Origin of the sequence: Streptococcus sanguinis, assembly GCF_003943655.1 — a bacterium.
Classification (GTDB): Bacteria; Bacillota; Bacilli; order Lactobacillales; family Streptococcaceae; genus Streptococcus; species Streptococcus sanguinis_F.
This window is the reverse complement of the sequence record NZ_RJMM01000005.1, coordinates 37,952-59,640: the sequence shown is the minus strand read 5'-3', so window position 1 is coordinate 59,640 and position 21,689 is coordinate 37,952. Positions and strand designations below refer to the sequence as shown.

General features: G+C 42.5%; 24 protein-coding genes and 2 tRNA genes. 1 reads left to right on the top strand and 25 read right to left on the bottom strand.

Annotated elements, in window-relative coordinates; genetic code table 11:
• Positions 1 to 9 precede the first annotated feature (9 nt).
• From D8886_RS04020 to D8886_RS03945, 16 genes are all read right to left on the bottom strand, one after another.
• Positions 10 to 225: a capsule biosynthesis transcriptional regulator gene (locus tag D8886_RS04020; RefSeq protein WP_002893653.1), complete on the bottom strand. Its 216-nt coding sequence runs from the start codon at positions 223 to 225 to the stop codon at positions 10 to 12.
• Between the two features lie 108 nt (positions 226 to 333).
• Positions 334 to 1,266, bottom strand: a complete 933-nt coding sequence (locus D8886_RS04015; RefSeq protein ID WP_002898882.1) for an SPFH domain-containing protein — start codon at positions 1,264 to 1,266, stop codon at positions 334 to 336.
• Positions 1,267 to 1,322: 56 nt separating this feature from the next.
• Entirely contained in the window at positions 1,323 to 2,573 is a 1,251-nt protein-coding gene (gene ilvA / locus D8886_RS04010; RefSeq protein ID WP_125434301.1) for a threonine ammonia-lyase IlvA, read from the bottom strand.
• 99 nt (positions 2,574 to 2,672) lie between these two features.
• A complete protein-coding gene (ilvC, locus tag D8886_RS04005; RefSeq protein WP_060976594.1) occupies positions 2,673 to 3,695 on the bottom strand; it encodes a ketol-acid reductoisomerase in 1,023 nt (340 codons plus the stop codon).
• Positions 3,696 to 3,759: 64 nt separating this feature from the next.
• Positions 3,760 to 4,236, bottom strand: coding sequence for an acetolactate synthase small subunit (ilvN, locus tag D8886_RS04000; protein WP_002898887.1), 477 nt, complete (start codon positions 4,234 to 4,236; stop codon positions 3,760 to 3,762).
• A complete protein-coding gene (locus D8886_RS03995; protein WP_060976593.1) occupies positions 4,229 to 5,929 on the bottom strand; it encodes an acetolactate synthase large subunit in 1,701 nt (566 codons plus the stop codon). Before D8886_RS03995 ends, ilvN begins: the two co-directional genes overlap by 8 nt.
• 260 nt (positions 5,930 to 6,189) lie before the next feature.
• Positions 6,190 to 6,789 (bottom strand): response regulator transcription factor, encoded by a 600-nt coding sequence (locus D8886_RS03990; protein WP_060976592.1) that lies wholly within the window; start codon positions 6,787 to 6,789, stop codon positions 6,190 to 6,192.
• Positions 6,786 to 7,886: a sensor histidine kinase gene (locus tag D8886_RS03985; protein WP_125434300.1), complete on the bottom strand. Its 1,101-nt coding sequence runs from the start codon at positions 7,884 to 7,886 to the stop codon at positions 6,786 to 6,788. Before D8886_RS03985 ends, D8886_RS03990 begins: the two co-directional genes overlap by 4 nt.
• A gap of 4 nt (positions 7,887 to 7,890) precedes the next feature.
• On the bottom strand, positions 7,891 to 8,625 hold the full coding sequence (locus tag D8886_RS03980) for an ABC transporter permease (RefSeq protein WP_004184210.1): 735 nt from the start codon (positions 8,623 to 8,625) through the stop codon (positions 7,891 to 7,893).
• A 10-nt stretch (positions 8,626 to 8,635) separates the two neighbouring features.
• Positions 8,636 to 9,511: an ABC transporter ATP-binding protein gene (locus D8886_RS03975; RefSeq protein WP_004192172.1), complete on the bottom strand. Its 876-nt coding sequence runs from the start codon at positions 9,509 to 9,511 to the stop codon at positions 8,636 to 8,638.
• A gap of 417 nt (positions 9,512 to 9,928) precedes the next feature.
• Complete coding sequence (locus D8886_RS03970; RefSeq protein ID WP_002911751.1) at positions 9,929 to 10,537, bottom strand: SP0191 family lipoprotein; 609 nt, start codon at positions 10,535 to 10,537, stop codon at positions 9,929 to 9,931.
• Positions 10,538 to 10,647: 110 nt separating this feature from the next.
• The gene (gene fakA / locus D8886_RS03965; RefSeq protein ID WP_002917709.1) at positions 10,648 to 12,312 is read right to left on the bottom strand and encodes a fatty acid kinase ATP-binding subunit FakA; all 1,665 of its coding nucleotides are present in this window, start codon (positions 12,310 to 12,312) and stop codon (positions 10,648 to 10,650) included.
• Between the two features lie 2 nt (positions 12,313 to 12,314).
• Positions 12,315 to 12,680, bottom strand: coding sequence for an Asp23/Gls24 family envelope stress response protein (locus D8886_RS03960; protein ID WP_002893676.1), 366 nt, complete (start codon positions 12,678 to 12,680; stop codon positions 12,315 to 12,317).
• Positions 12,681 to 12,821: 141 nt separating this feature from the next.
• Positions 12,822 to 13,010: a 50S ribosomal protein L28 gene (gene rpmB, locus D8886_RS03955; RefSeq protein ID WP_001140948.1), complete on the bottom strand. Its 189-nt coding sequence runs from the start codon at positions 13,008 to 13,010 to the stop codon at positions 12,822 to 12,824.
• Positions 13,011 to 13,136: 126 nt separating this feature from the next.
• Positions 13,137 to 13,799 (bottom strand): LiaF transmembrane domain-containing protein, encoded by a 663-nt coding sequence (locus tag D8886_RS03950; protein WP_002905297.1) that lies wholly within the window; start codon positions 13,797 to 13,799, stop codon positions 13,137 to 13,139.
• Between the two features lie 5 nt (positions 13,800 to 13,804).
• Entirely contained in the window at positions 13,805 to 14,251 is a 447-nt protein-coding gene (locus D8886_RS03945) for a LytTR family DNA-binding domain-containing protein (RefSeq protein WP_023917202.1), read from the bottom strand.
• Between the two features lie 272 nt (positions 14,252 to 14,523).
• On the opposite strand from D8886_RS03945, the gene D8886_RS03940 reads away from it, so the two are divergent.
• Positions 14,524 to 14,787 carry a SemiSWEET family transporter gene (locus D8886_RS03940; RefSeq protein WP_002902394.1) on the top strand — a complete coding sequence of 88 codons (264 nt, stop codon included), beginning with the start codon at positions 14,524 to 14,526 and terminating at the stop codon, positions 14,785 to 14,787.
• Between the two features lie 52 nt (positions 14,788 to 14,839).
• Here D8886_RS03940 and D8886_RS03935 read toward each other — a convergent pair.
• The 9 genes from D8886_RS03935 to pyrG all read right to left on the bottom strand — a co-directional run bounded on the left by D8886_RS03935 (position 14,840) and on the right by pyrG (position 21,661).
• Positions 14,840 to 14,912 (bottom strand) — tRNA-Thr (locus D8886_RS03935).
• Positions 14,913 to 14,963: 51 nt separating this feature from the next.
• Positions 14,964 to 15,422, bottom strand: coding sequence for a GNAT family N-acetyltransferase (locus tag D8886_RS03930; RefSeq protein WP_002902392.1), 459 nt, complete (start codon positions 15,420 to 15,422; stop codon positions 14,964 to 14,966).
• A 50-nt stretch (positions 15,423 to 15,472) separates the two neighbouring features.
• Positions 15,473 to 16,258: an ABC transporter permease gene (locus tag D8886_RS03925; RefSeq protein WP_125380128.1), complete on the bottom strand. Its 786-nt coding sequence runs from the start codon at positions 16,256 to 16,258 to the stop codon at positions 15,473 to 15,475.
• A gap of 1 nt (position 16,259) precedes the next feature.
• The gene (locus D8886_RS03920; RefSeq protein WP_002905303.1) at positions 16,260 to 17,078 is read right to left on the bottom strand and encodes an ABC transporter permease; all 819 of its coding nucleotides are present in this window, start codon (positions 17,076 to 17,078) and stop codon (positions 16,260 to 16,262) included.
• Position 17,079: 1 nt separating this feature from the next.
• On the bottom strand, positions 17,080 to 18,072 hold the full coding sequence (locus tag D8886_RS03915) for an ABC transporter ATP-binding protein (protein WP_002905304.1): 993 nt from the start codon (positions 18,070 to 18,072) through the stop codon (positions 17,080 to 17,082).
• Positions 18,073 to 18,277: 205 nt separating this feature from the next.
• Positions 18,278 to 19,159, bottom strand: a complete 882-nt coding sequence (locus D8886_RS03910; RefSeq protein ID WP_002902377.1) for a class II fructose-bisphosphate aldolase — start codon at positions 19,157 to 19,159, stop codon at positions 18,278 to 18,280.
• Positions 19,160 to 19,336: 177 nt separating this feature from the next.
• Positions 19,337 to 19,422: transfer RNA gene (locus tag D8886_RS03905), tRNA-Leu, on the bottom strand.
• Positions 19,423 to 19,566: 144 nt separating this feature from the next.
• On the bottom strand, positions 19,567 to 19,977 hold the full coding sequence (locus D8886_RS03900) for a GyrI-like domain-containing protein (protein ID WP_125434299.1): 411 nt from the start codon (positions 19,975 to 19,977) through the stop codon (positions 19,567 to 19,569).
• 70 nt (positions 19,978 to 20,047) lie between these two features.
• On the bottom strand, positions 20,048 to 21,661 hold the full coding sequence (gene pyrG, locus D8886_RS03895; RefSeq protein ID WP_125434298.1) for a CTP synthase: 1,614 nt from the start codon (positions 21,659 to 21,661) through the stop codon (positions 20,048 to 20,050).
• Positions 21,662 to 21,689: the final 28 nt, after the last annotated feature.

The window sequence follows — 21,689 nt, the reverse complement described above, 5'->3', positions numbered from 1 at the left end:
TTTTGAAGTTTAGTCTTCAAATTTTTCATGGTTTTTGTCGTAGAAATCAATCAAGCCAAGAGCTGTTTCAAAAGAGATATTTTTCACTTTTGCACGTCCTTGAGCAAGAGCAATGATAGACATTTCACGTGCATTTGTTTCTTTACTAATACGGTAACCGGTGATCTTCTTATCACGTACCCAACTAACAACAGATTCTACTTTCTCGAAATTAGATTTAGCCATTTCTTACTCCTCTCTATTCTAGCTACATCAACTACTATAATTGTTTTTATACAGTTTGTCAACTTAAACAAACCAAATTCGAACAAATTAAATAATTCTGAATNTTCTTTACTTAGCTTTGAGGGCTGAAAGTATCTGAGTCCGAATACTTTCGACACCTTCTGGATTTGCTGGAAGGAAGATGGTATTATTACCCGAACTATCTGCAAAATTATTCAGAGTATCCAGGTACTGGTTGGTCAAAAGAATAGACATAATCTGCTCTTCTGTCAACTCAATATTGGCTCCCTTCAATTCCTTGATGGAGTCTGCCAAACCATCCACAATGGCCTTCCGCTGCTCGGCAATACCAACACCATGCAGGCGGTCTTTCTCAGCTTCTGCAGAGGCAGCTGTCACAATCTTAATCTTATCCGCTTCAGCCAATTCCTGAGCAGCCACACGCTTACGCTGCGCCGCATTGATTTCGTTCATAGACTGTTTAACTTCAGCATCAGGCTCAACCTTGGTAATCAAGGTTTTGACAATAATGTAACCATAGGTCGACATTTCTTCTGCCACTTGCTTTTGGACTTCTAGGGCAATTTCGTCCTTCTTTTCAAAGAGCTCGTCCAAGGTCAGTTTTGGAACGGAGGAACGAAGGGCATCTTCAATATAGGACTTAATTTGAGCTTCTGGTCGCATAAGTTTGTAATAAGCGTCAATCACGTTGTTCTCATTTACGCGATACTGGGTCGCAACATTCATAGTTACGAAAACATTATCCTGTGTCTTAGTCTCAACGACAATCTCGCTCTGCAGCAAACGCAGCTGAACGCGAGCTGCTATCTTGTCAATCCCTAAAGGAAGGCGGAAATTGATACCGCTGCTGCTGGTTTTGTGATAGCGTCCAAAACGCTCAATGATTGCCACAGATTGCTGACGAACCACATAGACTGCACTAAGCAACAAGAATATAAAGATTATGATCAATATGATAAAGAAAAATGGAATAAAAAACATGTTCAAGCCTCCTTGATTCACTATAGTATATTCTAACATATTTAATTTGCAGTTTCAAACGAAAGCATACAAATTAGGCTAAAATATATTTACAATTAGACAAGCATATTGTAGAGTGTTTCATTCCCGTTCAGATTGATAAAGGACGGATCGAACTGCTCAATACGGTTAATCAAAGAAGCATAATCATGCTTATCAGCCAGAGAAATACCAATCAAAACCGGTCCTGTTCCCTTGCTTGCCCGCTTGATATATTCAAAACGAGTAATATCGTCATTGGGTCCTAAAATATCATTTACGAATTCACGCAAGGCACCTGGACGCTGCGGGAAGTTAACCACGAAATAGTGCTTGATACCATCATAAATAAGTGCCCGTTCTTCCATCTCTGGCATCCGGTTGATGTCATTATTACCACCTGAGATAATGCAACAGATAGTCTTCCCCTTGATATACTCGCTCAGGACTTCCAAAGCAGCAACACTTGCCGCACCAGCTGGCTCTGCGACAATCCCTTGCTTGGAATATAGGTCAATGATGGTCTCTGAAATAAGCCCTTCATCTACACCGATAAGATTTTGAACATTCTTTTGTGTAACCTCATAGGTTGATGCACCGACTTTCTGGACTGCGATACCGTCCGCAAATTTGTCGATTTCTTTGAGTTTGACTGGACCTCCAGCTTCAAAAGCTGCTTTCATACTGCGGGCACCATTGGCTTCCACACCAATAACTTCGATAGATGGCTGACTTTCTTTGATATAGGTTGAGACTCCTGATATCAGTCCGCCGCCGCCAACTGGTACTAAAACTGAATCAAAATCGATTGCTTCTCTCTTAGCCTCGTCTAAGATTTCATAAGCCACTGTTCCTTGACCAGCTTGGACATCATCATTGTCAAAAGGATCGATAAAGGTGCAGTTTTCATCCTTAGTATAATCAAGCGCTGCCTTGGCCGAAGCATCAAAAGTATCTCCAACCAATTTAATTTCCACAAATTCACCGCCAAAGAAGCGAACCTGTCCAATCTTCTGCTGCGGGGTCGTGATTGGCATAAAAATAGTTGCTGGAATTTTCATTTCCTTACAAGTATAGGCCACTCCTTGGGCGTGATTTCCCGCAGAAGCACAGACAACCCCACGCTGACGTTCCTCTTCATTAAGTTGAGAAATGGCATAATAAGCCCCGCGGAGTTTAAAAGAGCGTACCCGCTGCATATTTTCCTTCTTCAGGTAAATCTTGGCCTGGTACTTCTCCGACAAATAGTGGTCGTAGTCAAGCGGAGTATTGACAACCACATCTTTTAACACTTTATGAGCATGAGTGATATCTTTTGCTCTGAGCATGTTTCTTCCTTCCCTGTTTTTTCAGTTTATTCTCTATCAAGCAAAACAAGGGGCTGGGAATTCGCATTCCTACCCCTAATGTCTTATCTGCTCTTTATCTTAATTGTAAATCTTGAAAGCATCGTCGTCGTTTTTACCAACGAATGGCATTGCTTTACGCAATTCTGCACCGACTTTTTCAATCTCTAGATTAGCAGCTTGCTCACGGTAAGCAGTGAGTTTTGGACGACCAGCCTTGTAGTCATTTACAAAGTCATTTGCAAATTTACCGTTTTGGATATCAGCCAAGACCGCCTTCATGTTTTCTTTGACTTGCTCAGTAATCACGCGCGGACCAGATACATAGTCGCCATATTCAGCTGTGTTTGAGATAGATTGGCGCATCTTCTTGAAGCCACCTTCATAGATTAAGTCCACAATCAGTTTCATTTCGTGCAGCACTTCAAAGTAAGCCAATTCAGGAGCGTAACCTGCTTCTGTCAAGACTTCAAAACCTGCTTCGATAAGGGCAGTCAAACCACCACAAAGCACAGCTTGTTCACCAAAGAGATCTTCTTCTGTTTCTTCTTTATAAGTTGTTTCAAGCAAACCAACACGAGCTGAACCAACACCTTTACACCAGTCCATTGCGATGTCTTTGGCATTTCCAGTAGCGTCTTGGTAAACTGCATAGAGAGCTGGTACGCCAAAACCTTCTTCGAAAGTACGGCGAACCAAGTGACCAGGACCTTTCGGCGCACACATGAAGACATCTACATCAGCAGGAACTTTGATAAATTCAAAATGGATGTTGAAACCATGAGCAAACCCAACAGCATTGCCAGCTTCCAGATTTGGAGCGATTTCTGCTTCATAGAGATCTTGTTGGATTTCATCTGGAGCCAAAATCATGATAACATCAGCCAATTTAGTTGCTTCTGCTACTGTATAAGTATCAAAGCCATCTTCTTTAGCCTTGTCAAATGACTTACCAGGACGAACACCGATAATCACATCGTGGCCTGTATCACGCAAGTTTTGCGCATGAGCATGACCTTGTGAACCATAGCCGATTACGGCAATTTTCTTACCATCAAGTGCTGCTACTTTTACATCTTTTTCGTATTCCATTGTTACTGCCATAAGTTTTACTCTCTTTTCTATTTTTATTGCCTGTTAGGCGGTTTTAACAAATTAAAGGTTTGATTTAATCTCGGGTAAAGCCTGTCGCTCCAGTCCGAGCAATATTTTTAATACCATATGGGCGAATGACTCGAAGCAGAGCCTCGCTCTTCTCTGCATCACCGGTCATCTGAACGGTAATGGAGCTAGGTGCTACATCTACAACTGTTGCCCGGAATGGCTGGATAATAGACAGAATCTCTGCCCGCTTATCAGCTGGAGCCGAGACCTTAACCAGAATCACTTCGCGCTCCAAGTGAGGACGGTCCGTGATATCTCGAACTCGAATCACATCAATCTGACGATTGAGCTGCTTGATAATCTGCTCAACCTCTGCCAATGAAGCCACATCAATGATGATGGTGATACGGGATACTTCCGGATTTTCCGTCGTTCCGACTGAGATACTCTCAATATTGACCTGACGTCTGGAAAGAACACCCGTGAAGCGGTTTAGAACACCCGAACGGTTTTGGAGTTTAGCTGTCAACATTCTACGCATGGAACTTCACCCCCAACATCTCATGATTGCTCTTGCCGGCCGGCACCATTGGAAGAACATGCTCCTTGCGAGAGATATCTACCTCGATAAACATTGGTATATCTTCCTTTAAGACTTCCAAATCCTGAACAATGGTCTCCGGATTGTCAAATTTATAAGCTTTAACACCATAGGCCTGAGCCATGAGCTGAAAATCTGGCAAAGTATCAAAGACAGACTCAGAGGTACGACCATCATAGAAAGCTTCCTGCCACTGGCGCACCATGCCTAGCGAATGATTATTAAGCATGATGACCTTAATTGGAATCTTATAGATATTGAGAATAGCCATCTCTTGGTTTGTCATTTGATAGCCACCATCTCCGACAAAGAGCACCACTTCCTTATCCGGATTGGCAATCTTAGCTCCAATCGCTGCAGGTACACCGAAGCCCATGGTTCCTAGACCGCCAGATGTTACCAGTTGACGCTCGTTTTTATACGGATAATATTGGGCGGCCCACATTTGGTGCTGACCGACGTCTGTTACAACGATGGCATCACCCTTGGTCAACTCACCTACGCGCTCAATGACAGCCTGAGGCTGTACAACACGTTCTTTCTTATCATATGAGCGGACCCGCTCCTTATCCTGCGTTACTTTTTCAATCCACTTGCTGGTATTGTTATGCACCTGCTCTTCATTCAACAGCATCTGCAGGGCTTTCTTAGCATCCCCTACGATAGGAATGTCTACACTGATAATTTTTCCAATTTCCGCTGGGTCAATATCAATATGTGCTACTTTAGCATTCTTGGCAAAAGTTTTCGGATTACCAGTCAGACGGTCATCAAAGCGGCAGCCGATACTAATCATAAAGTCGGCCTCAGTCATGGCAATATTGGCCGCAAAAGAACCGTGCATTCCACCCATACCTAAGAATAAAGGATGGTCTGTCGCAATGGTTCCCTGGCCCAATAAGGTAGTGACTACTGGAATCTGATACCGCTCCGACAAAGCAACCAGCTCTGCTGCTGCCTCGGCATAACTAATACCGCCTCCTGAAAGCAGAACCGGCTTTTTAGCCTTAGAAATCTGCTTGATAATCTTCTTAATCTGCAATTCATTCGGCTCAATAGTCGGCTGATAGCTCGGCAGATGCAACTTGCTGTCATAGATAAAGTCCGTTTCCAGAGCGGAGACATCCTTAGGCAAATCAATAACGACTGGCCCAGGACGACCTGTCGTCGCGATGTGAATAGCTTCTGTAATGATACGCGGAATTTCCGCCGTCTCCCGAACCTGGTAATTGTACTTTGTAATAGGGGTCGTAATACCGACAATATCCGCTTCCTGAAAAGCATCTTTACCGATTCCAGCCTTGGCTACCTGACCAGTAAAGACTAAAAGGGGAACGCTATCACTCATGGCATCAGCAATTCCAGTAATAGCATTGGTCGCTCCTGGACCGCTGGTCACAACCGCAACTCCGATTTTCCCAGTAGACTTAGCATAGCCTTCTGCTTCGTGAACACAGCCTTGCTCATGGCGGCCTAGAATATGACGGATGCCTTCAAAACTATAAATAGCATCATAAAGCGGCAGTACAGCGCCGCCGGGATAGCCAAAAATCGTATCAACACCAAGATTTTTCAAGGTTTCTAACACAAGCTCTGAGCCTGTCTTAGAAGTTTCTAATTTGATTTTCTCCATTCTTCCCCTTTCATTTATTTACAATTTTCTAAAAATTCAAAAAGCTTTCTACTATGATAACATTTTTGAAAAAAATTGCAAGCCGCTAGTTAATTTTTTTCTTGATTTTTTATCTAAATCCGAATGTTTTTCAAACAAAAGATAAAAAGCCAGAACTATATCTATAGTACTGACTTTTCATTAGAATTATTAGCTCTCAAATGTTCCGTTTATGGGAAAGCTCCCGCTCCTCATCTTTTCTACGAAGCTGAATCTTCCAGCTATAACCAGCCTTTCTCTTGACCGATTCGGACTGCTTCTGTTCGATTTTCAGCATCTAGCTTGGTCAAAATAGCAGACATATAGTTACGAACCGTTCCATTTGACAAGTAGAGTTTTTCAGCAATTTCTTTATTGGACAGGCCAGTCGCCGCAGCTTGCAGGACTAGCCTCTCCTGCTGAGAGAGAGGATTCCTACTGGTCATTAGCACCTCCATCAATTCCGGCGAATATTCCTTTTGCCCATCTAGAACGGTATGGATGGTCTTCATCAAATCCGCAATGCTGCGCTCTTTGAGCACATAAGCATCTACATCCGCCTTAACAGCTCGCTCAAAGTAGCCCGGTCGCTTGAAGGTTGTGACGATGATGACCTTGATGTTGGGTCGATTGGCCTTGACCCATTCGAGAACGTCTAGGCCGGTTTGGTGGGGCATTTCCACGTCCAAAATAGCTACATCAACAGTTTCTGAGTTAAGACAGTCAATAGCCTTCTGCCCATCTGCGGCCTGATAGACTTCTTCGACATCTGGCTGCAGCTGTAAGAGCTGAGCTAAGGCATCTCTCAGCATACTTTGATCTTCTGCTAACAAAAGTTTCATGCTTCCTTCCCTCCGTATGGCAATTCAATTCGAATCCATGTTGGATCTTGGCTGCTAAGAATCTCAAGCTTTCCTGATAAGGCAGACAGCCGCTCTCGAATACTATGCAACTCCCGTCCGGTCAGCTTCTGAAAACCACAACCATCATCCTGAATGTCTAAAATAAGCTTTTCGTTTTTCTTTACCAAAGAAAAATTACTCTTTTTAGCCTTGGCATGCTTGATGATATTGGTAGCAGCCTCCAGCAAAATCATACTGATTGTTGACTGCTGACTCGGTGGGACACTGGCAACATTGAGCTGGTTATCCATTTCTACCTGAACACCGCTCATCTCCAGCATGGCACGAATGGTCACTAGTTCCTCGTCCAGCGTCCGATTCTTTAGATCATTAATAATCCGCCGAACATCAGCCATGGACTTCTTACTAATCTCTTGCACTTCCTGCAGTTCTTTTGCTGCCTTTTCATAGGCTTCCATCTGCAAAAACTGCTGAGCCAGCTCCGCTTTGACACTGAGCATAGCAAAGGTGTGTCCTAGACTATCATGTAAGTCTCGACCAATCCGATTGCGCTCATTTTCTGCTAGAAAGAGATTCAGCTGGGCATTTTGTTTGGTCTTTTCTTCCTTGATTCGCTCGGTTGTCTGAATCCGATGGAGACCAAAGGTCAAGCCATCTGAAAAGAGAAAAGTGACAATAAAGAAGAGTAGTTCTGCTGGACCAACATGACCCATCAAATAATTAGTCAGCACAATAGCAGGCTGCAAATCAATAAAGGTCCAAAAACGCCAGGATTTAAACGAGACATCATCCAGCTCATAAATCAGCAGATTAGATAGATAAAAAATATACCAGGTAAAACCTGTATTTAGCCAGACAGAACCATAGTATATGTAAACAACCAAGAACCACCAAGAAAAAAATTGAATAAGGCGATGGTTACTTAGCAAAACCGCATAGTAAGCCGCAACAAAAATAGCTGTCCCAAGCAAGAGGAAAAGCGGGTATTCCCCGCTGATTACTCCCGCCACTGGAAAGATGATAAAGACCAGCGCAATATGAAACATATAGTGGACTTGTTTAAGCTTTTCCCACATGCTTTTATTTTACCTCAATTCGCTTTTTGAGCTGCAGCACAAGAATGCTGACCAAAACCGTATAAATCAGAACAATCAAAGCTGCCTTGCCATTGAACTGATGGTGTTCTAGATAAGAAGACACAACCTGCATCAGTTGATAACTTGGCGTCAACTTACCGATTGGCTGGAGCCATTTTGGGAACATAGTCAGAGGGAACCATAGACCGCCCAGAACAGCCAGTGCCATATAGACGATATTGCCCACTACAGACATGAGCTGAGCACTTGGCAAGAGACTGACCAATACACCCATGGCAATAAAGACCACACTTCCTACCAGAAGGATCACGGCAATAAGAAGCCAGTCCACCATTGGCAGATTAACCCCGCGAACAAAATGCCCAATTGAGAAGACTACGATAATAGAAAGCATAAAAGTCAACAGCGTACTGCAAAGTTTTGATATATAATATTTTACCATAGAAATCGGCGAGTGCTGAATCATTTTTTGCCAGTTATTATTTTTATCAGACTGTAAAGTGCTTGGAATGCTAAAGAAAGCACTAGACATGATACTAAAAAGAGTCATAGAGAAGAGGTAGCCTCGAAGCACATGTTCAGGCGTATCACTTCCAGACATCATTCCTGAGAAAATCAGGTAAAATACGCTGGGCAGACCAATAGACAAGAGATAATAAGCAGCCTGCCGCTTCATTAAAATCAACTCAATCTTCATAAGACTTGCCATATTTTTCATGATTACTCTCCTATTCTTGTGTCGTTTCAAAAATACTATCCAAGAGGGTACGGTTACGTACTTCAATCTCTTCGATTGTACAGCCGTTTTCCTGAAGAACCTGCCAGACCTGTCCAGCATCCCTAGTAGCAAAAGATAAAGCCTTTTGCTTGATTTCTAAATCAGTCACATTATCCAGTTTTTCCAGCACAGACTGATAAGTCAGCGGCAAGGTAAAGTGTTTTTCCTGCTCCTCACTGCGCATGGCATAAGGCGTTGTATCGCGAATCAACTCGCCCTTGTGCAGCACCAAAATCCGGTCTGCCGTATGCTCAACTTCTTCGATATAGTGAGAGGAGTAAACAATGGTCACTCCCTGCTGCTTGAGCTGATTAACAATTTCCCAGAAATGCTGACGAGTAGAGGTGTCCATAGCTGAAGTTGGTTCGTCCAAGAACAGAATCTTAGGACGGCCAATCAGACTCAGAACAAAAGAGAAGAGACGCTTTTGTCCACCAGACAGCTTGCTGGCCAACTGATTCTTTTGCTTGTCTGTAAATTGCAGCAAGTCATCAATTTCTTGATTGGACAAACTATTTGGATAAATAGCTTGGAAGAACGCCAAGAGTTCCTTGACCTTCAAATCCTCCACCACTGTATTTTCCTGTGGTAAAATCGCTACAGACTGCTTGAGATGATTGTCAGTTGGTTTGAGCCCCTGAATCCTTGCTTCACCAGCTGTCAGAAACTTATCGCCCAACAAACAATCCATGAGAGTCGTTTTACCTGCTCCGTTGGGGCCAATCAAGGCCACACAGTCACCTTGGGAGATTTCAAACGAAATATCCTTTAAAATCTCTTTACCATGAATGCTTTTTGAAAGCTTCTTTACTTCAATCAGTTCCATTTTACTCCTCCTTTGATTCGATAAAGCGCATGTGCATCTTTCCTTTATTTTTCCAAAGCCGGAAGAAGAATAAAGACCAAATGCTTTTTGAATTCTTACAGCAACCTTTTATCATTTTGTTAACTATATTATAAGGCAAAGAAATTTTTCCTACTAGTTGATTTTGTCACCAGCTGACATGACAAATGTCACTATTCCGCTTTTAGAGCACAAAGCCAGCAAATATTGGAATAATCTGTCTATCTCCCTTCTGCATGAAGACACAAAAAAAGCCGGCCCCCTCGTTGAGAGGAACCGACTAGTTGTATGTCTGTTGCAATTTAGATAGAAACTGGAATTAAAGCAGCCTAATCTAAAAAATTTTTCAATAAACTAGCTACTCAATCTGTAAGATGAGGCGACCAACGCTTTTAAACTTTAGCTCTGTACCTCTTCTTTGAGACCATTGAGCTTCAGACTCAGAATAAACATCTCAGGTGTAATATCCTTAATATCCTTCAGTCCAAAACCTTGGAAGAAACTGTTCTTTTCCACCTCTTCGACATTGACCTTTTGCAAATCAATTTCAATCAAGGTCTGCAATTTCTTCTCTGCTGTAACTGAATAATCAATATTGACACCTTCCAGACTCTTAGCTGCTACATAGTTTGAATCAGACTGCATTCCTTCACGAATGATAGTCGTCATCTCCTCTGGAGTCAAAGTAGCTGATGCCGCACTAGCTTCTTCTGGCAAGGAAGTGAGCAATTCCATACGAAGATTCAAGATTTTCTTGCCCTGATAGGTAATTGTATCACGATGATGGATTCCTTCAATGTCTCCAACCAAGGTTTTAGAGACAATCTCTGTACTTTCAGAAGAAGAACTGGATGACTTGCTAGAGCTGGAGCTAGAGCTGGATTTAGTCCGCCTAGAAGAAGCTGCTGATTCAGAAGAATGTCTAGGACGATGCTTGCTGAAGCTAGGAAGCACACAGCCCGTCAAGAGTACCGAAGCAGAAATAACAAGAATGAAAAATTTTTTCATAGTTCACCTTTTTTTACTTTTTATTTGTTACAGTATAACATAATACCAGTTTCTTGTCTAAGTATTTTCTACAAAATGACAAAAGGCAACCTTTCGATTGCCTTTTTATACTATTCAACACTAAAAATATATGGATAAACCGGCTGACTGCCCTGATGAATTTCTACTTCGACATCCTCGAATTGTTCCATTAAATCTTGAGCAAGACTGCTAGCCAACTCTTCGCTGCCGTCTTCACCGATATAGATAGAGACAATCTCGCTGTCTTCATTGAGCATCTTGCTGAACGTTTCTTTCAAAGCTGTCAGCATATCTGGATTAGAAACAACAATCTTGCCATCCACCATACCGAGGTTGTCATTCTCATGAATTTCCAAGCCATCAATCGTCGTATCACGAACCGCAGTCGTCACGCTGCCGCTGACTACTTCTGCCAAGGCTGCAGTCATACGCTCTTGGTTTTCCTCAATAGTCTTGCTGCCATCAAAAGCTAGGAGACTGGTCAAACCTTGAGGGATTGTGCGAGTCTCAATCACTGCTGCAGGCTGCTCAATCACTTCTGCTGCTGATTGGGCTGCCATGAAGATGTTTTTATTGTTTGGCAAGATAATAATATTACGAGCATTGACTTGCTCCACAGCTTTGATGAAGTCTTCTGTTGATGGGTTCATAGTTTGACCGCCAGAGATGATATAGTCAACTCCCTGAGCCTTAAAGATTTCAGCCAGACCATCACCAGCCACTACAGCAATAATCGCAAATTCTTTTTCTTGAGCCGGCTTAGCTGAGCGCTCTTCCTTTTCAACCTGTGCTTCGTGCTGGTTGCGCATATTGTCAACCTTGACCTTGACCAAACTACCATACTTGAGACCTTCCTGCATAACCAGTCCTGGATCTTCGGTATGGACATGGACTTTGACGATTTCATCATCGTTGACTACCAACAGGGAATCTCCCAAATCATTGAGGTAGTTGCGAAATTCATCATAATCAAAGTCTTTTACATAGGTTGGACCTGTCTTGAGAGCCACCATGATTTCTGTACAGTAGCCGTAAGTGATGTCCTCTGTTGCCACATGGCCAGCTACAGACTTATGATGCTCAGCATTGATCATCTCAGACATGGTCGCAGGTGTCGCCACAAAGTCCTCAGATGCGATATATTCGCCTGTAAGTGCAGACAAGAAGCCTTCGTAGATAAAGACCAACCCTTGACCGCCAGAGTCCACAACGCCGACTTCTTTCAGAACCGGCAGCATATCCGGTGTCTTAGCCAAAGCAGCCTTTGCTCCTTCAAGAGCTGCTTTCATAACTTCTACAGCATCATTAGTGACTTCAGCTTTCTTCTTGGCTCCGATAGCCGCACCGCGGGAAACAGTCAAAATCGTTCCCTCAACCGGCTTCATAACTGCCTTGTAAGCCACTTCTACACCAGACTGAAAGGCCAGAGCTAGATCTTCACCAGTCAGCTCTTCATGCTCTTTCACACTTTGAGAAAAACCGCGGAAAAGCTGGGAAGTGATAACTCCTGAGTTACCACGCGCGCCCATCAAAAGGCCTTTCGCAAAGATACCCGCCGCTTCGCCAACTGTTGAAGCAGACTTATCTGACACTTCCTTGGCACCATTTTCAATGGTCATGCCCATGTTGGTCCCTGTATCGCCATCTGGAACCGGGAAGACATTCAAAGAGTTTACATATTCAGCCTGTTTATTTAAGCGAGTAGATGCCGCCTGCACCATTTCTTGAAATAAACTAGTAGTAATATTTGCCACGATTATTCTCCTACGACTTTAATATTTTGGATATAAACATTCACTGCATGGGCAGTAATTCCGAGCTTGTTTTCCAAACTGAATTTAACACGCTCTTGGATGTTTTTGGAAACTTCGCTGATTTTGACTCCATAGCTTAACACAGTGTAGACATCAACTGCGATATCACCTTCATCAGTCGCTTTCACAACCACGCCCTTAGCATAGTTTTCTTTTCCTAAAAGGGCTTGAAAATTATCCTTGATTGCATTTTTGCTGGCCATGCCAACTACACCAAAAATTTCAGTCGCTGCACCGCCGACGATTGTCGCAATCACATCATCAGTCAGCTCAATTTGACCATCTTTTGTATTAATTTTCACAGTCATAATTTGTACCTCAAAAGTATTTTATAGTTTATTCTACCATATTTTATACAGGGTGTAAAGGAGGAAGGGTCTAAATCAACTGTCTAGGCGGAAATTTACAAGCAAAAAAGGACGGAAAATTTCCATCCTTTTAAATAAAAATTAAACGCGTTCAACTTTACCTGATTTAAGGGCACGAGCTGAAGCCCAAACTTTTTTAGGTTTACCGTCAATCAAAACAGTAACTTTTTGAAGATTTGGTTTAACAGCGCGTTTTGTTTGGTTCATCGCGTGAGAGCGGTTGTTTCCTGATACAGTCTTACGACCAGTAAAGTAACATACTTTAGCCATTATCGTGTTTCCTCCTATTAGATCTAATATTACGGATGTGCTAGCACCACATACCTTCCTATATTACCAAAAAACTTGACGTTTGACAAGTACATTTGTCCAAAGTTTCGAAATTAATCCGTTTTCCTAAACATAGCTAATCTTCAAAGAACCGAAAGCTACGTTGCCTTTGACATAGAGAGTTTTTCTCTTTTCATTGACATTGCGGGGATTGTAGACAGAGCCAAAGGCATTATCTACATCCAGCTCTACACGCCAGTCGCTGGGCACATAAAGCATCACACTGCCAAAAGACAGATCCACTTCAAAAGTTGCTGAGTCCCCTTCGATAGTCGCATTATCAAAATAAACCGATGCACTGCCAAAAGCACAGTCTAACTTTTCATAGGTGAAGTTATCTGAGTTGATATAGCGCGTGCCGCTGCCAAAAGCAATATCATCTTTTGAGGAAGAAGAGGCAGTTGAGAAGATACGCCCCTTAAAAATGCGCCGGGGCTTGAAAATCATATTGAGACCGATGCAAGCCAGAATACCACCCAAAACCAAGGTTCCTGTTGAAATAGCTAAAAAGTGGTAAACGGCATTGGCAATAATCAGCGCAATAACTGCCATGATCAGCCCAGTGCCAAAGTCTCTTTCTAAGAAATTTTCCAAGGCGAAATAGGCAAACATTGCAACTACTAGCATGGGCCAAATATTAAAATTGAAGGCAGGAATCCCAAAATTCCCCTGCAGCAGAACCCAAGCTGCCAAGACTAAAAAGCCGATTCCAAAAATTGTTTTTTTCATGAAAATTACCTCGTTTCGTTTAACTTTTCTTTTAAAATTTGATAGTAGTGTCGGGAAACGTGCACTTGTTTATGTGTGTCATAAAATTGGATAGTACTGGTTCCCGAAAATGATTTATCCAAAGCGTAAATAGCCTTGGCATTGGCAATAGTAGACTTTGAAATGCGACAGAAATATGCCGGAAGTCTCTCTTCTAATTCGTATAGCTTCAATTTGACTTCATAAGCATCATCCCTGCTATGAGCATAAATTTTGGTAGCATCCGTTTCAAAAAATAAAATATTCTTCAAATCGACAAAATATTCACTTGTATCCTTATAGAAAGCTATCGGTTGACGGTTGGCTTGTTCAAGAGCTGCTTGAATCCGAGCCACCTCTTCACCATATTGAGCCGTTCGGATAACGACTTCAGTTTCTGCCATATCTGTATCAAGCTCAATCCTAATCTTCATAGCCACTCCTTTCCTTGCTTCTGACTTCATTATAACAATTTTCAAAAAAGAAACAAGGCATTTTCAGTAAGTGGTTATTTTTGATAACTAAGTGGTAGCTTACCCTTCTCAAAAAATGTTAAGCAAATTTGATTTCTCATCCTAGACTCTCCAATAGATTCGTTTAGTATAAAAGCACGACTTACACATATTGAATATCTGTCTTATTTTATGATCAAACAAATTTGAAAACTTTTTTCCTTCTGATATAATAGTACCTCAGGAGGTACTATATGTCTAAACAAAAAATTAATCGCTTTGTCGGATCTATTGGAGCTTTTATTGGGATTCTTGTCTTTATTGCATATATTCCACAAATTATCGCTAACTTGCAAGGAGAAAAAGCTCAACCATTCCAACCACTATTCGCAGCAGTTTCTTGTTTAATTTGGGTAATCTATGGTTGGACCAAAGAACCTAAAAAAGACTGGATCCTTATCATTCCCAATGCGGCAGGAGTGATATTAGGCGGTCTAACTTTTCTTACTTCTTTATAAGAATTAGATAAACAAAACCAGCAACCCATGAAAAAGTTGCTGGTTTTCTTTCTGCCGATTGCAGGGATCGAACCTGTGACCTACGCGTTACGAGTGCGTTGCTCTACCAACTGAGCTAAATCGGCGTCTTTTCCCCTTTATTTTAGCATCTTGAGTTTTTTTGTCAAGTTAGAATTTCACAATTTCTTAACCCAAATCAAACAAGGGTTGCTTTTATCCCAAAGTTCAGGAAAAATTTCTAACTTTTTAAAGCCCTGAGCCTGATAAAAAGCGTTAGTTCTGTCATAGGTAGGATAATAACCTGGTGCTACCGTTTTTACTTGCAGATAGGATGCTTTTTGACGAGCAGATTTTTCTAAAACTTCTAGAAGTTGACTACCAATTCCCGCTCTATGATAGAATTTCTTAACAGCTAAGCAGTCAATCTCTGCACAATCTTCACTAGAATAAGATAAGCTTACAAAGCCAGCCAATTTACTCTCCTGATAAGCAACCCAAACTTGTAAATCCCTAGCTCCTTCAATGTAAGCTTGTGTGCTTTCAGGTATTCCAAACCATTCTGGTAGATCCTTTAAAACTTCACTGACTGCTATCATCTTTTGTTTTTCTTCCTTCACTTCTTCAATCGCTACCATCTTTAAATCCTTTCATGTTTTAAGCTTTAGGACTAAACATATTTTCCATCTTACGAACCCGCACTTTCGTAGGCATCCAATCCCCTATCCCAGAGTTTGAGCGAAATGAAAAAGAAAACAAGGGAAATCAGAATCAAACCACCAATGTTAAAGAGTCCATTCTTTTCCTGCAAGAAATAGCTAGCAGGATAGTAGGCTGTAAAAGCAAAAGGAACGATAAAACTAATCAACCAACGAAGGAGCGAATTGTAAATGGAAATCGGGTACTTGGCAAAATCATTAAACATATAGAAAATGTAAATCATAGCACCTGACTGCTTGGTCCAAAAAGCGATACTGGCTGTCGCGATTTTCAAAGAAGTATAAATCAGGGTCGCAAAAGGAATGCAGACTAGGAAAAGCAAGAACTTGGGAATAGTCCAAGTAATGCTAGAGAACGTTGTCGCTAGTAAAATTCCACCGACCAAGAGCTCACCCAAGGCATCAATCTGAAAAGTCTCGACTAGGATGTGAAAGAGAGGATTGATAGGACGAGTCAGATACTTGTCAAACTCTCCCTTTCTCACCAATCGTTGCCCCAGTGCCCAGAGATTGTCAAAAAAGAGATGGTCCAGTCCCTTGGGAATCAAGGAAAAACCATAGATAAAGGCAATCTCTTGAAAGGTCCAGCCTTCTAGCGAGGGGATGTGTTGAAAGATGACATTGAGAAACAAGAGGTTCAAGCCTTGGGTCAGGAAGACACCTAAAACACCAACCACAAAATCAACCTTGTATTCCATGATTTGCTTGATGTACTGTCTGATAAAAATCAGATGCATGCGCTGATATTTTTTCATACTAACCTCCTTGAATGGTGATAAATGACTGGACTCTTTTCCAAATCAACTGAGACAAGCCCACCATCACTAAGAGCCAGAAAAACTGTAGCAAAAGCGCTTGATGAATCTGACTGGCATCGTATTTCCCAACGATAATCATAACCGGAGTGTAAATCAAGGATGAAAAAGGCAAAAAGGAAAGAATATTTGAAACAATTTTAGGAAAGAAAGCCAAGGGAATCAAACTCCCCGACATAAAGGCCACTATAGAAGTCTTGAGTAGATTAGAACCCCATAGATTTTTAAATACAAAGGCTGAAAATCCAAAGCAGATATTAAAGAAAAAGTTAATCAGGTAGGCCAGCGTTAAGCTAAAGAGATAAAGGACAGTTAATCCCAGCACTTCTACAATCCCTTGCCCAGAAAGGATTTTTACCAATACAATGACACATAGAAATGGAACTCCAACAGAAATAAAAATCAACCACTTGGAACCAAGCTCGGTGAAGAGATAAGAGGCCGCAAAATGAACTGGTCTCAGCAAGCGCATGATAATGGAGCCATCCTTAACCTCCTCCCCAATCATAAAGGAAGAATCCGACTTGGTCAAAAGATTGGTCACAAAACTCATGATGATGTAGAGGGTGATATCTGCCATGCTGAAACCCTGAATCAAGGACTCTTGCGAGGAATCAAAGACTGCCTTCCAGAGATAAAAGGCCACAAAAGCTCCCATGACATCGCCAATTCGATAGAGAAGAAAGTTGACTCGATAGGTAATCAACTCCTGAACCCCTGCATTGATAAAGGGTTTGTAACGTCTCCACAATTTGACCATCTTAGAGCTCCTTTCGATAGAAGCGACGGATAATATCCTCAATATCCGTATCTAGCATCTTCAAATCACGAATTTCAAAATCAGACAGGGTTTGCTTGATAATATCAGCCGACTGGTAGCGGGAACTATCGAATTCAATATTGAGACTGTTTCCTTGTCTATCAATGGTCATATCCGAAAAATCTTCATAGTGAGAAACGAGGTGACTTTGACCTGGTAGTAGTTCAAAGGAGAGAGTCTTCATCTTGCCAAAGGTTTCCTTGAGCTGGTTAACCGTTCCATCAAAAATCTCCTGCCCCTTGTCAATCATAAAAATCCGATCACAGAGTTGCTCAATGTCGCTCAGGTCATGAGTGGTCAAGAGAATGGTTGTTTCTTCCTCCTGATTAATCTGGGTGATAGCCCGACGAATATTGTCCTTGACCGAAACGTCCAACCCAATGGTTGGTTCATCTAAAAAGAGAACCTTGGGATTATGAAGTAAGGAAGCCGCAATGTCCGCCCGCATCCGTTGACCAAGTGAAAGAGTCCGCACGGGATCTTTGATAAATTCCTTCAAATCCAAGACTTCATTCAAAAAGTCCATGCGCTTATGGAAAAGCGAGTCTGGCACATCATAAATTTCCTTCAAGACTGTATAGGTCTCTTGCAGTGCCAAATCCCACCATAGCTGGGTTCGTTGTCCGAAGACCACTCCAATATCCTTGACATAGTCTTGACGATTATCCTGCGGAATTTTGCCGTTGATTCGACAAAAACCAGATGTCGGTTTCAGAATTCCTGTCAGCATTTTGATGGTTGTCGACTTCCCAGCACCGTTGGCCCCGATAAAGCCTAAAATCTGCCCTTTTGGAACCTCAAAGGTTAAATCCTTGACCGCTTCAAAGGTCTGCTTTTCAGGATGAATAAAGGAGCGCAAAGCCCCCTTCAATCCCGGTTCCTTGACAGCCTTCACAAAATTTTTCTGAAGATGCTCTACTTCTATCATTGCCATACGTTTCTCAATATCCCATCATTCAATTCATGTTACAGATCATTTCCCTACTTAACTCAGGAAAATAGAATCTTATCTCCTCACTATACTACCACTTTTACTTTCAAACGAACATAGGTAATTTAAAAATAATTATCATATTTTGTCACACACCAAAAAAACCCACCTTTACAGGCAGGTTTCTGTTTTGTATTGTTCAGCTAGATTAAGCTTTACCTTCTGAACCGAATACGTCGATACGTTCTTCAACTGATGCTTGGATAGCTTTTACACCGTCAGCCAAGAATTTACGTGGGTCGAAGAGTTTCTTCTTGTCGTATTCTGCCTCGTTTGCTTCGTAGTCACGAGCAAATGCACGAGTTGCGTTAGCGAATGCGATTTGGCACTCAGTGTTAACGTTAACTTTGGCAACACCAAGTTTGATAGCAGCTTGGATTTGATCATCAGGAATACCTGAACCACCGTGCAATACGATTGGGAAGCCTGGAAGAGCTTCTGTCAATTTCTTCAAGTGGTCAAGGTCAAGACCTTCCCAGTTTGCTGGGTATGGGCCGTGGATGTTACCGATACCTGCTGCCAAGAAGTCGATTCCAGTTTCAACCATTGCTTTAGCGTCTTCGATTGGAGCCAATTCACCTTTACCGATGATACCGTCTTCTTCACCACCGATAGTACCAACTTCAGCTTCTACTGAGATACCTTTAGCATGTGCTTTTTCAACGACTTCCTTAGCCAATTTAAGGTTTTCTTCTACTGGAAGGTGTGAACCATCAAACATGATAGAAGTGTAACCAACTTCGATACACTCAAGTGCATCTTCGTAGTGACCATGGTCCAAGTGAATCGCAACTGGTACAGTGATGCCCATTGATTCTACAAGGTTAGCGATCAAGTTACGAGCAACTTTGTAGCCACCCATGTATTTAGCAGCACCCATTGAAGTTTGGATAAGCACTGGTGCTTTCTTTGCTTCTGCCGCACGCAGGATAGCTTGAGTCCACTCAAGGTTGTTTGTGTTGAATCCACCAACTGCGTAACCATTGTCACGAGCTGCTTGGACAAATTTTTCTGCTGAAACGATTGCCATTCTTATCAGGCCTCCTCTTATTTTTTGTGGTTAAACCACTTACATTGTTTATTTTATCACTTTTTCACTAAAATTGCTAGTTTTTCCTGAAATTTTAAAGAATTGCAGGGAGACACTCAGCCTTTTTAAGCGTCTCTATCGCAAAAAGAAAAAGCTGACCGAAGTCAGCTTACTTGATGCGGAGAGAGGGACTTGAACCCTCACGACCTAAAGCGGTCACAGGATCCTTAGTCCTGCGCGTCTGCCAATTCCGCCATCCCCGCGATTGAGTACCTTACTAGTATAACAGGACAGCTAAGGCTTGTCAAGAAAATTTTTTAGTTTATTTCAAAAAATCAACTTTCTACTCAATCAGTAAAATTGGGAAATCTAAGCGAAAATGAAGTCAAGGAAGGAACACGGAAAACTCAGTGCTGCTGAGTCGCAATAAAGACAGCCACAGTTTGGTCGGGATCGTATTTTTCAAAGTCAATAGTGTAGTCTCGATGAAGCTCACCTGTTTCCTCTGCCTGCCAAATCCTCTGCCAAGCATGAAGAATCGCTTGCGGATCTTCCTTATCCGCTTCAAATACTTGATAGGTCTGCTCGGATGTATCAAAATCATAGACTTCCCCATCTGTCAAACGGCAGATAGAGAGACTGTAGTCTCCTTTGTAATCACTGGCATAGTCATGATAGACGGCATAAACTGGTTCTCCCTCAGCAAAAGCTTCTTTCACAGTTCCCTCTTGTTCCTGCCAGAGAGCTTGAATTTTTTCTATACAATGCTCATCTTGGAAATTATTAGTACGAATACTGGCCAAAATTTTCAAAAACATCTTCTTCCCTCCTTTTGTTTTTCATTATAACATTTCTCTAGAAAAATCGCTTATCCTAGAAAAAGCAGGTCTATCTCTCCGAGCTCTTTTCTACCGCTGCTGTGACAAAGGCTGTATAAAGACCTTCAGGTCGGTTCGGGCGGCTGGAAAGCTCTGGGTGATACTGACAAGCAACGAAGAATTTGTTTTCTGGGATTTCCACTATTTCGACCAAGCGATTGTCTGGTGAAACTCCAGAAAATACAAATCCAGCCGCCTCAAACTGCTCGCGGAAAGCATTGTTAAACTCATAGCGATGACGGTGACGGCGCTGCACGACTTCTTGATGGTCGTAAGCTGCTGCTGCCTTAGAGCCAGGCTTAAGTTTAGAAGGATAGAGCCCCAGTCTCAGCGTCCCACCCAAGTCTTCGACATCAATCTGATCACGCATGAGGTCAATAATCGGAAATGGTGTGTCTGGATTGAGCTCCGCTGAGTTGGCATCAGCCAATCTCAAGACGTGACGGGCAAATTCGACACAGGTTAGTTGCATGCCCAAGCAAATCCCCAACATAGGCACATCCTGCTCACGCGCATAGCGGATTGCCTGAATCTTACCCTCAGTTCCTCTCTGACCAAAGCCACCCGGAACGATAATCCCATCCGCATTTCCAAGAAGCTCTGCGGCGTTTTCGGCCGTTACCTGATTCGCATCAATCCAGTCAATCTTAACTTCCGCATCATTGGCATAGCCGGCATGCTTGAGCGCTTCAACAACTGAAATATAGGCATCTGGCAACTCGACATACTTACCGACCAGAGCAATACGTACTTGCTTTTTCAGGTTCATCACTTTTTCTACCATAGCTGACCACTCCGTCATATCTGCCGCCGGCGCATCCAGCTTCAGATGGTCACAGACGATTTGGTCCATCTTTTGCGCCTGCAAGTTGAGAGGAATTTGGTAAAGATGCTCCACATCCAGCGACTCAATGGCCGCCTCCGGCGCCACATCACAGAATTGAGCCAGTTTGTTTTTGATGTTTTGTCCAGCTGGCTTCTCTGTGCGGATGACCAGCATATTAGGCTGAATCCCCAGACCGCGCAACTCTTTGACAGAATGCTGAGTCGGCTTGGTCTTCATTTCGCCAGCTGCCTTGAGATAGGGTAGGAGGGTCGTATGGATATACATGACATTGTCTGCTCCGACGTCCGCCTTCATCTGGCGCAAAGCCTCTAAGAAAGGAAGAGACTCGATGTCGCCCACTGTGCCACCGACCTCTGTGATAATCACATCCGAGTCCGTCGTCCGTGCTGCCCGCTTGATCTTGTCCTTGAGAGCATCTGTAATATGTGGAATGACTTGAACCGTCGCCCCCAGATACTCGCCTTTACGCTCCTTGCGCAGGACTTCGCTATAGATTTTACCAGTGGTGACATTAGAGTATTTATTGAGATTGATGTCAATAAAACGCTCATAATGCCCCAGATCAAGATCCGTCTCGGCTCCATCATCTGTGACAAACACTTCTCCATGCTGGTAAGGGCTCATGGTGCCGGGATCAATGTTGATATAGGGGTCAAACTTCTGAATCGTAACCTTGAGACCGCGATTCTTCAAAAGCCGGCCCAAGCTAGCTGCCACAATCCCTTTCCCGATAGAAGAAACTACACCGCCGGTGACAAAAATATATTTAGTTGACATACATGCTCCTTTTCATAAAACAATTCGT

Coding starts and splice junctions, on each gene's coding strand:
- D8886_RS03995 (WP_060976593.1), bottom strand. CDS start 5,929: ATGGAGAAAATCAAATTAGAAACTTCTAAGACAGGCTCAGAGCTTGTG.
- D8886_RS03975 (WP_004192172.1), bottom strand. CDS start 9,511: ATGGAACTGATTGAAGTAAAGAAGCTTTCAAAAAGCATTCATGGTAAA.
- D8886_RS03985 (WP_125434300.1), bottom strand. CDS start 7,886: ATGTGGGAAAAGCTTAAACAAGTCCACTATATGTTTCATATTGCGCTG.
- D8886_RS03945 (WP_023917202.1), bottom strand. CDS start 14,251: ATGAAGATTAGGATTGAGCTTGATACAGATATGGCAGAAACTGAAGTC.
- D8886_RS03900 (WP_125434299.1), bottom strand. CDS start 19,977: ATGTTTTTGAAAATTTTGGCCAGTATTCGTACTAATAATTTCCAAGAT.
- ilvN (WP_002898887.1), bottom strand. CDS start 4,236: ATGCGTAGAATGTTGACAGCTAAACTCCAAAACCGTTCGGGTGTTCTA.
- ilvC (WP_060976594.1), bottom strand. CDS start 3,695: ATGGCAGTAACAATGGAATACGAAAAAGATGTAAAAGTAGCAGCACTT.
- D8886_RS03980 (WP_004184210.1), bottom strand. CDS start 8,625: ATGAAAAATATGGCAAGTCTTATGAAGATTGAGTTGATTTTAATGAAG.
- D8886_RS03990 (WP_060976592.1), bottom strand. CDS start 6,789: ATGAAACTTTTGTTAGCAGAAGATCAAAGTATGCTGAGAGATGCCTTA.
- rpmB (WP_001140948.1), bottom strand. CDS start 13,010: ATGGCTAAAGTATGTTACTTTACTGGTCGTAAGACTGTATCAGGAAAC.
- D8886_RS03940 (WP_002902394.1), top strand. CDS start 14,524: ATGTCTAAACAAAAAATTAATCGCTTTGTCGGATCTATTGGAGCTTTT.
- D8886_RS04015 (WP_002898882.1), bottom strand. CDS start 1,266: ATGTTAGAATATACTATAGTGAATCAAGGAGGCTTGAACATGTTTTTT.
- ilvA (WP_125434301.1), bottom strand. CDS start 2,573: ATGCTCAGAGCAAAAGATATCACTCATGCTCATAAAGTGTTAAAAGAT.
- D8886_RS03970 (WP_002911751.1), bottom strand. CDS start 10,537: ATGAAAAAATTTTTCATTCTTGTTATTTCTGCTTCGGTACTCTTGACG.
- pyrG (WP_125434298.1), bottom strand. CDS start 21,661: ATGTCAACTAAATATATTTTTGTCACCGGCGGTGTAGTTTCTTCTATC.
- D8886_RS03930 (WP_002902392.1), bottom strand. CDS start 15,422: ATGGTAGCGATTGAAGAAGTGAAGGAAGAAAAACAAAAGATGATAGCA.
- D8886_RS03960 (WP_002893676.1), bottom strand. CDS start 12,680: ATGACTGTGAAAATTAATACAAAAGATGGTCAAATTGAGCTGACTGAT.
- D8886_RS03920 (WP_002905303.1), bottom strand. CDS start 17,078: ATGGTCAAATTGTGGAGACGTTACAAACCCTTTATCAATGCAGGGGTT.
- D8886_RS03950 (WP_002905297.1), bottom strand. CDS start 13,799: ATGAAAAAAACAATTTTTGGAATCGGCTTTTTAGTCTTGGCAGCTTGG.
- D8886_RS03910 (WP_002902377.1), bottom strand. CDS start 19,159: ATGGCAATCGTTTCAGCAGAAAAATTTGTCCAAGCAGCTCGTGACAAT.
- D8886_RS03915 (WP_002905304.1), bottom strand. CDS start 18,072: ATGGCAATGATAGAAGTAGAGCATCTTCAGAAAAATTTTGTGAAGGCT.
- D8886_RS03925 (WP_125380128.1), bottom strand. CDS start 16,258: ATGAAAAAATATCAGCGCATGCATCTGATTTTTATCAGACAGTACATC.
- D8886_RS04020 (WP_002893653.1), bottom strand. CDS start 225: ATGGCTAAATCTAATTTCGAGAAAGTAGAATCTGTTGTTAGTTGGGTA.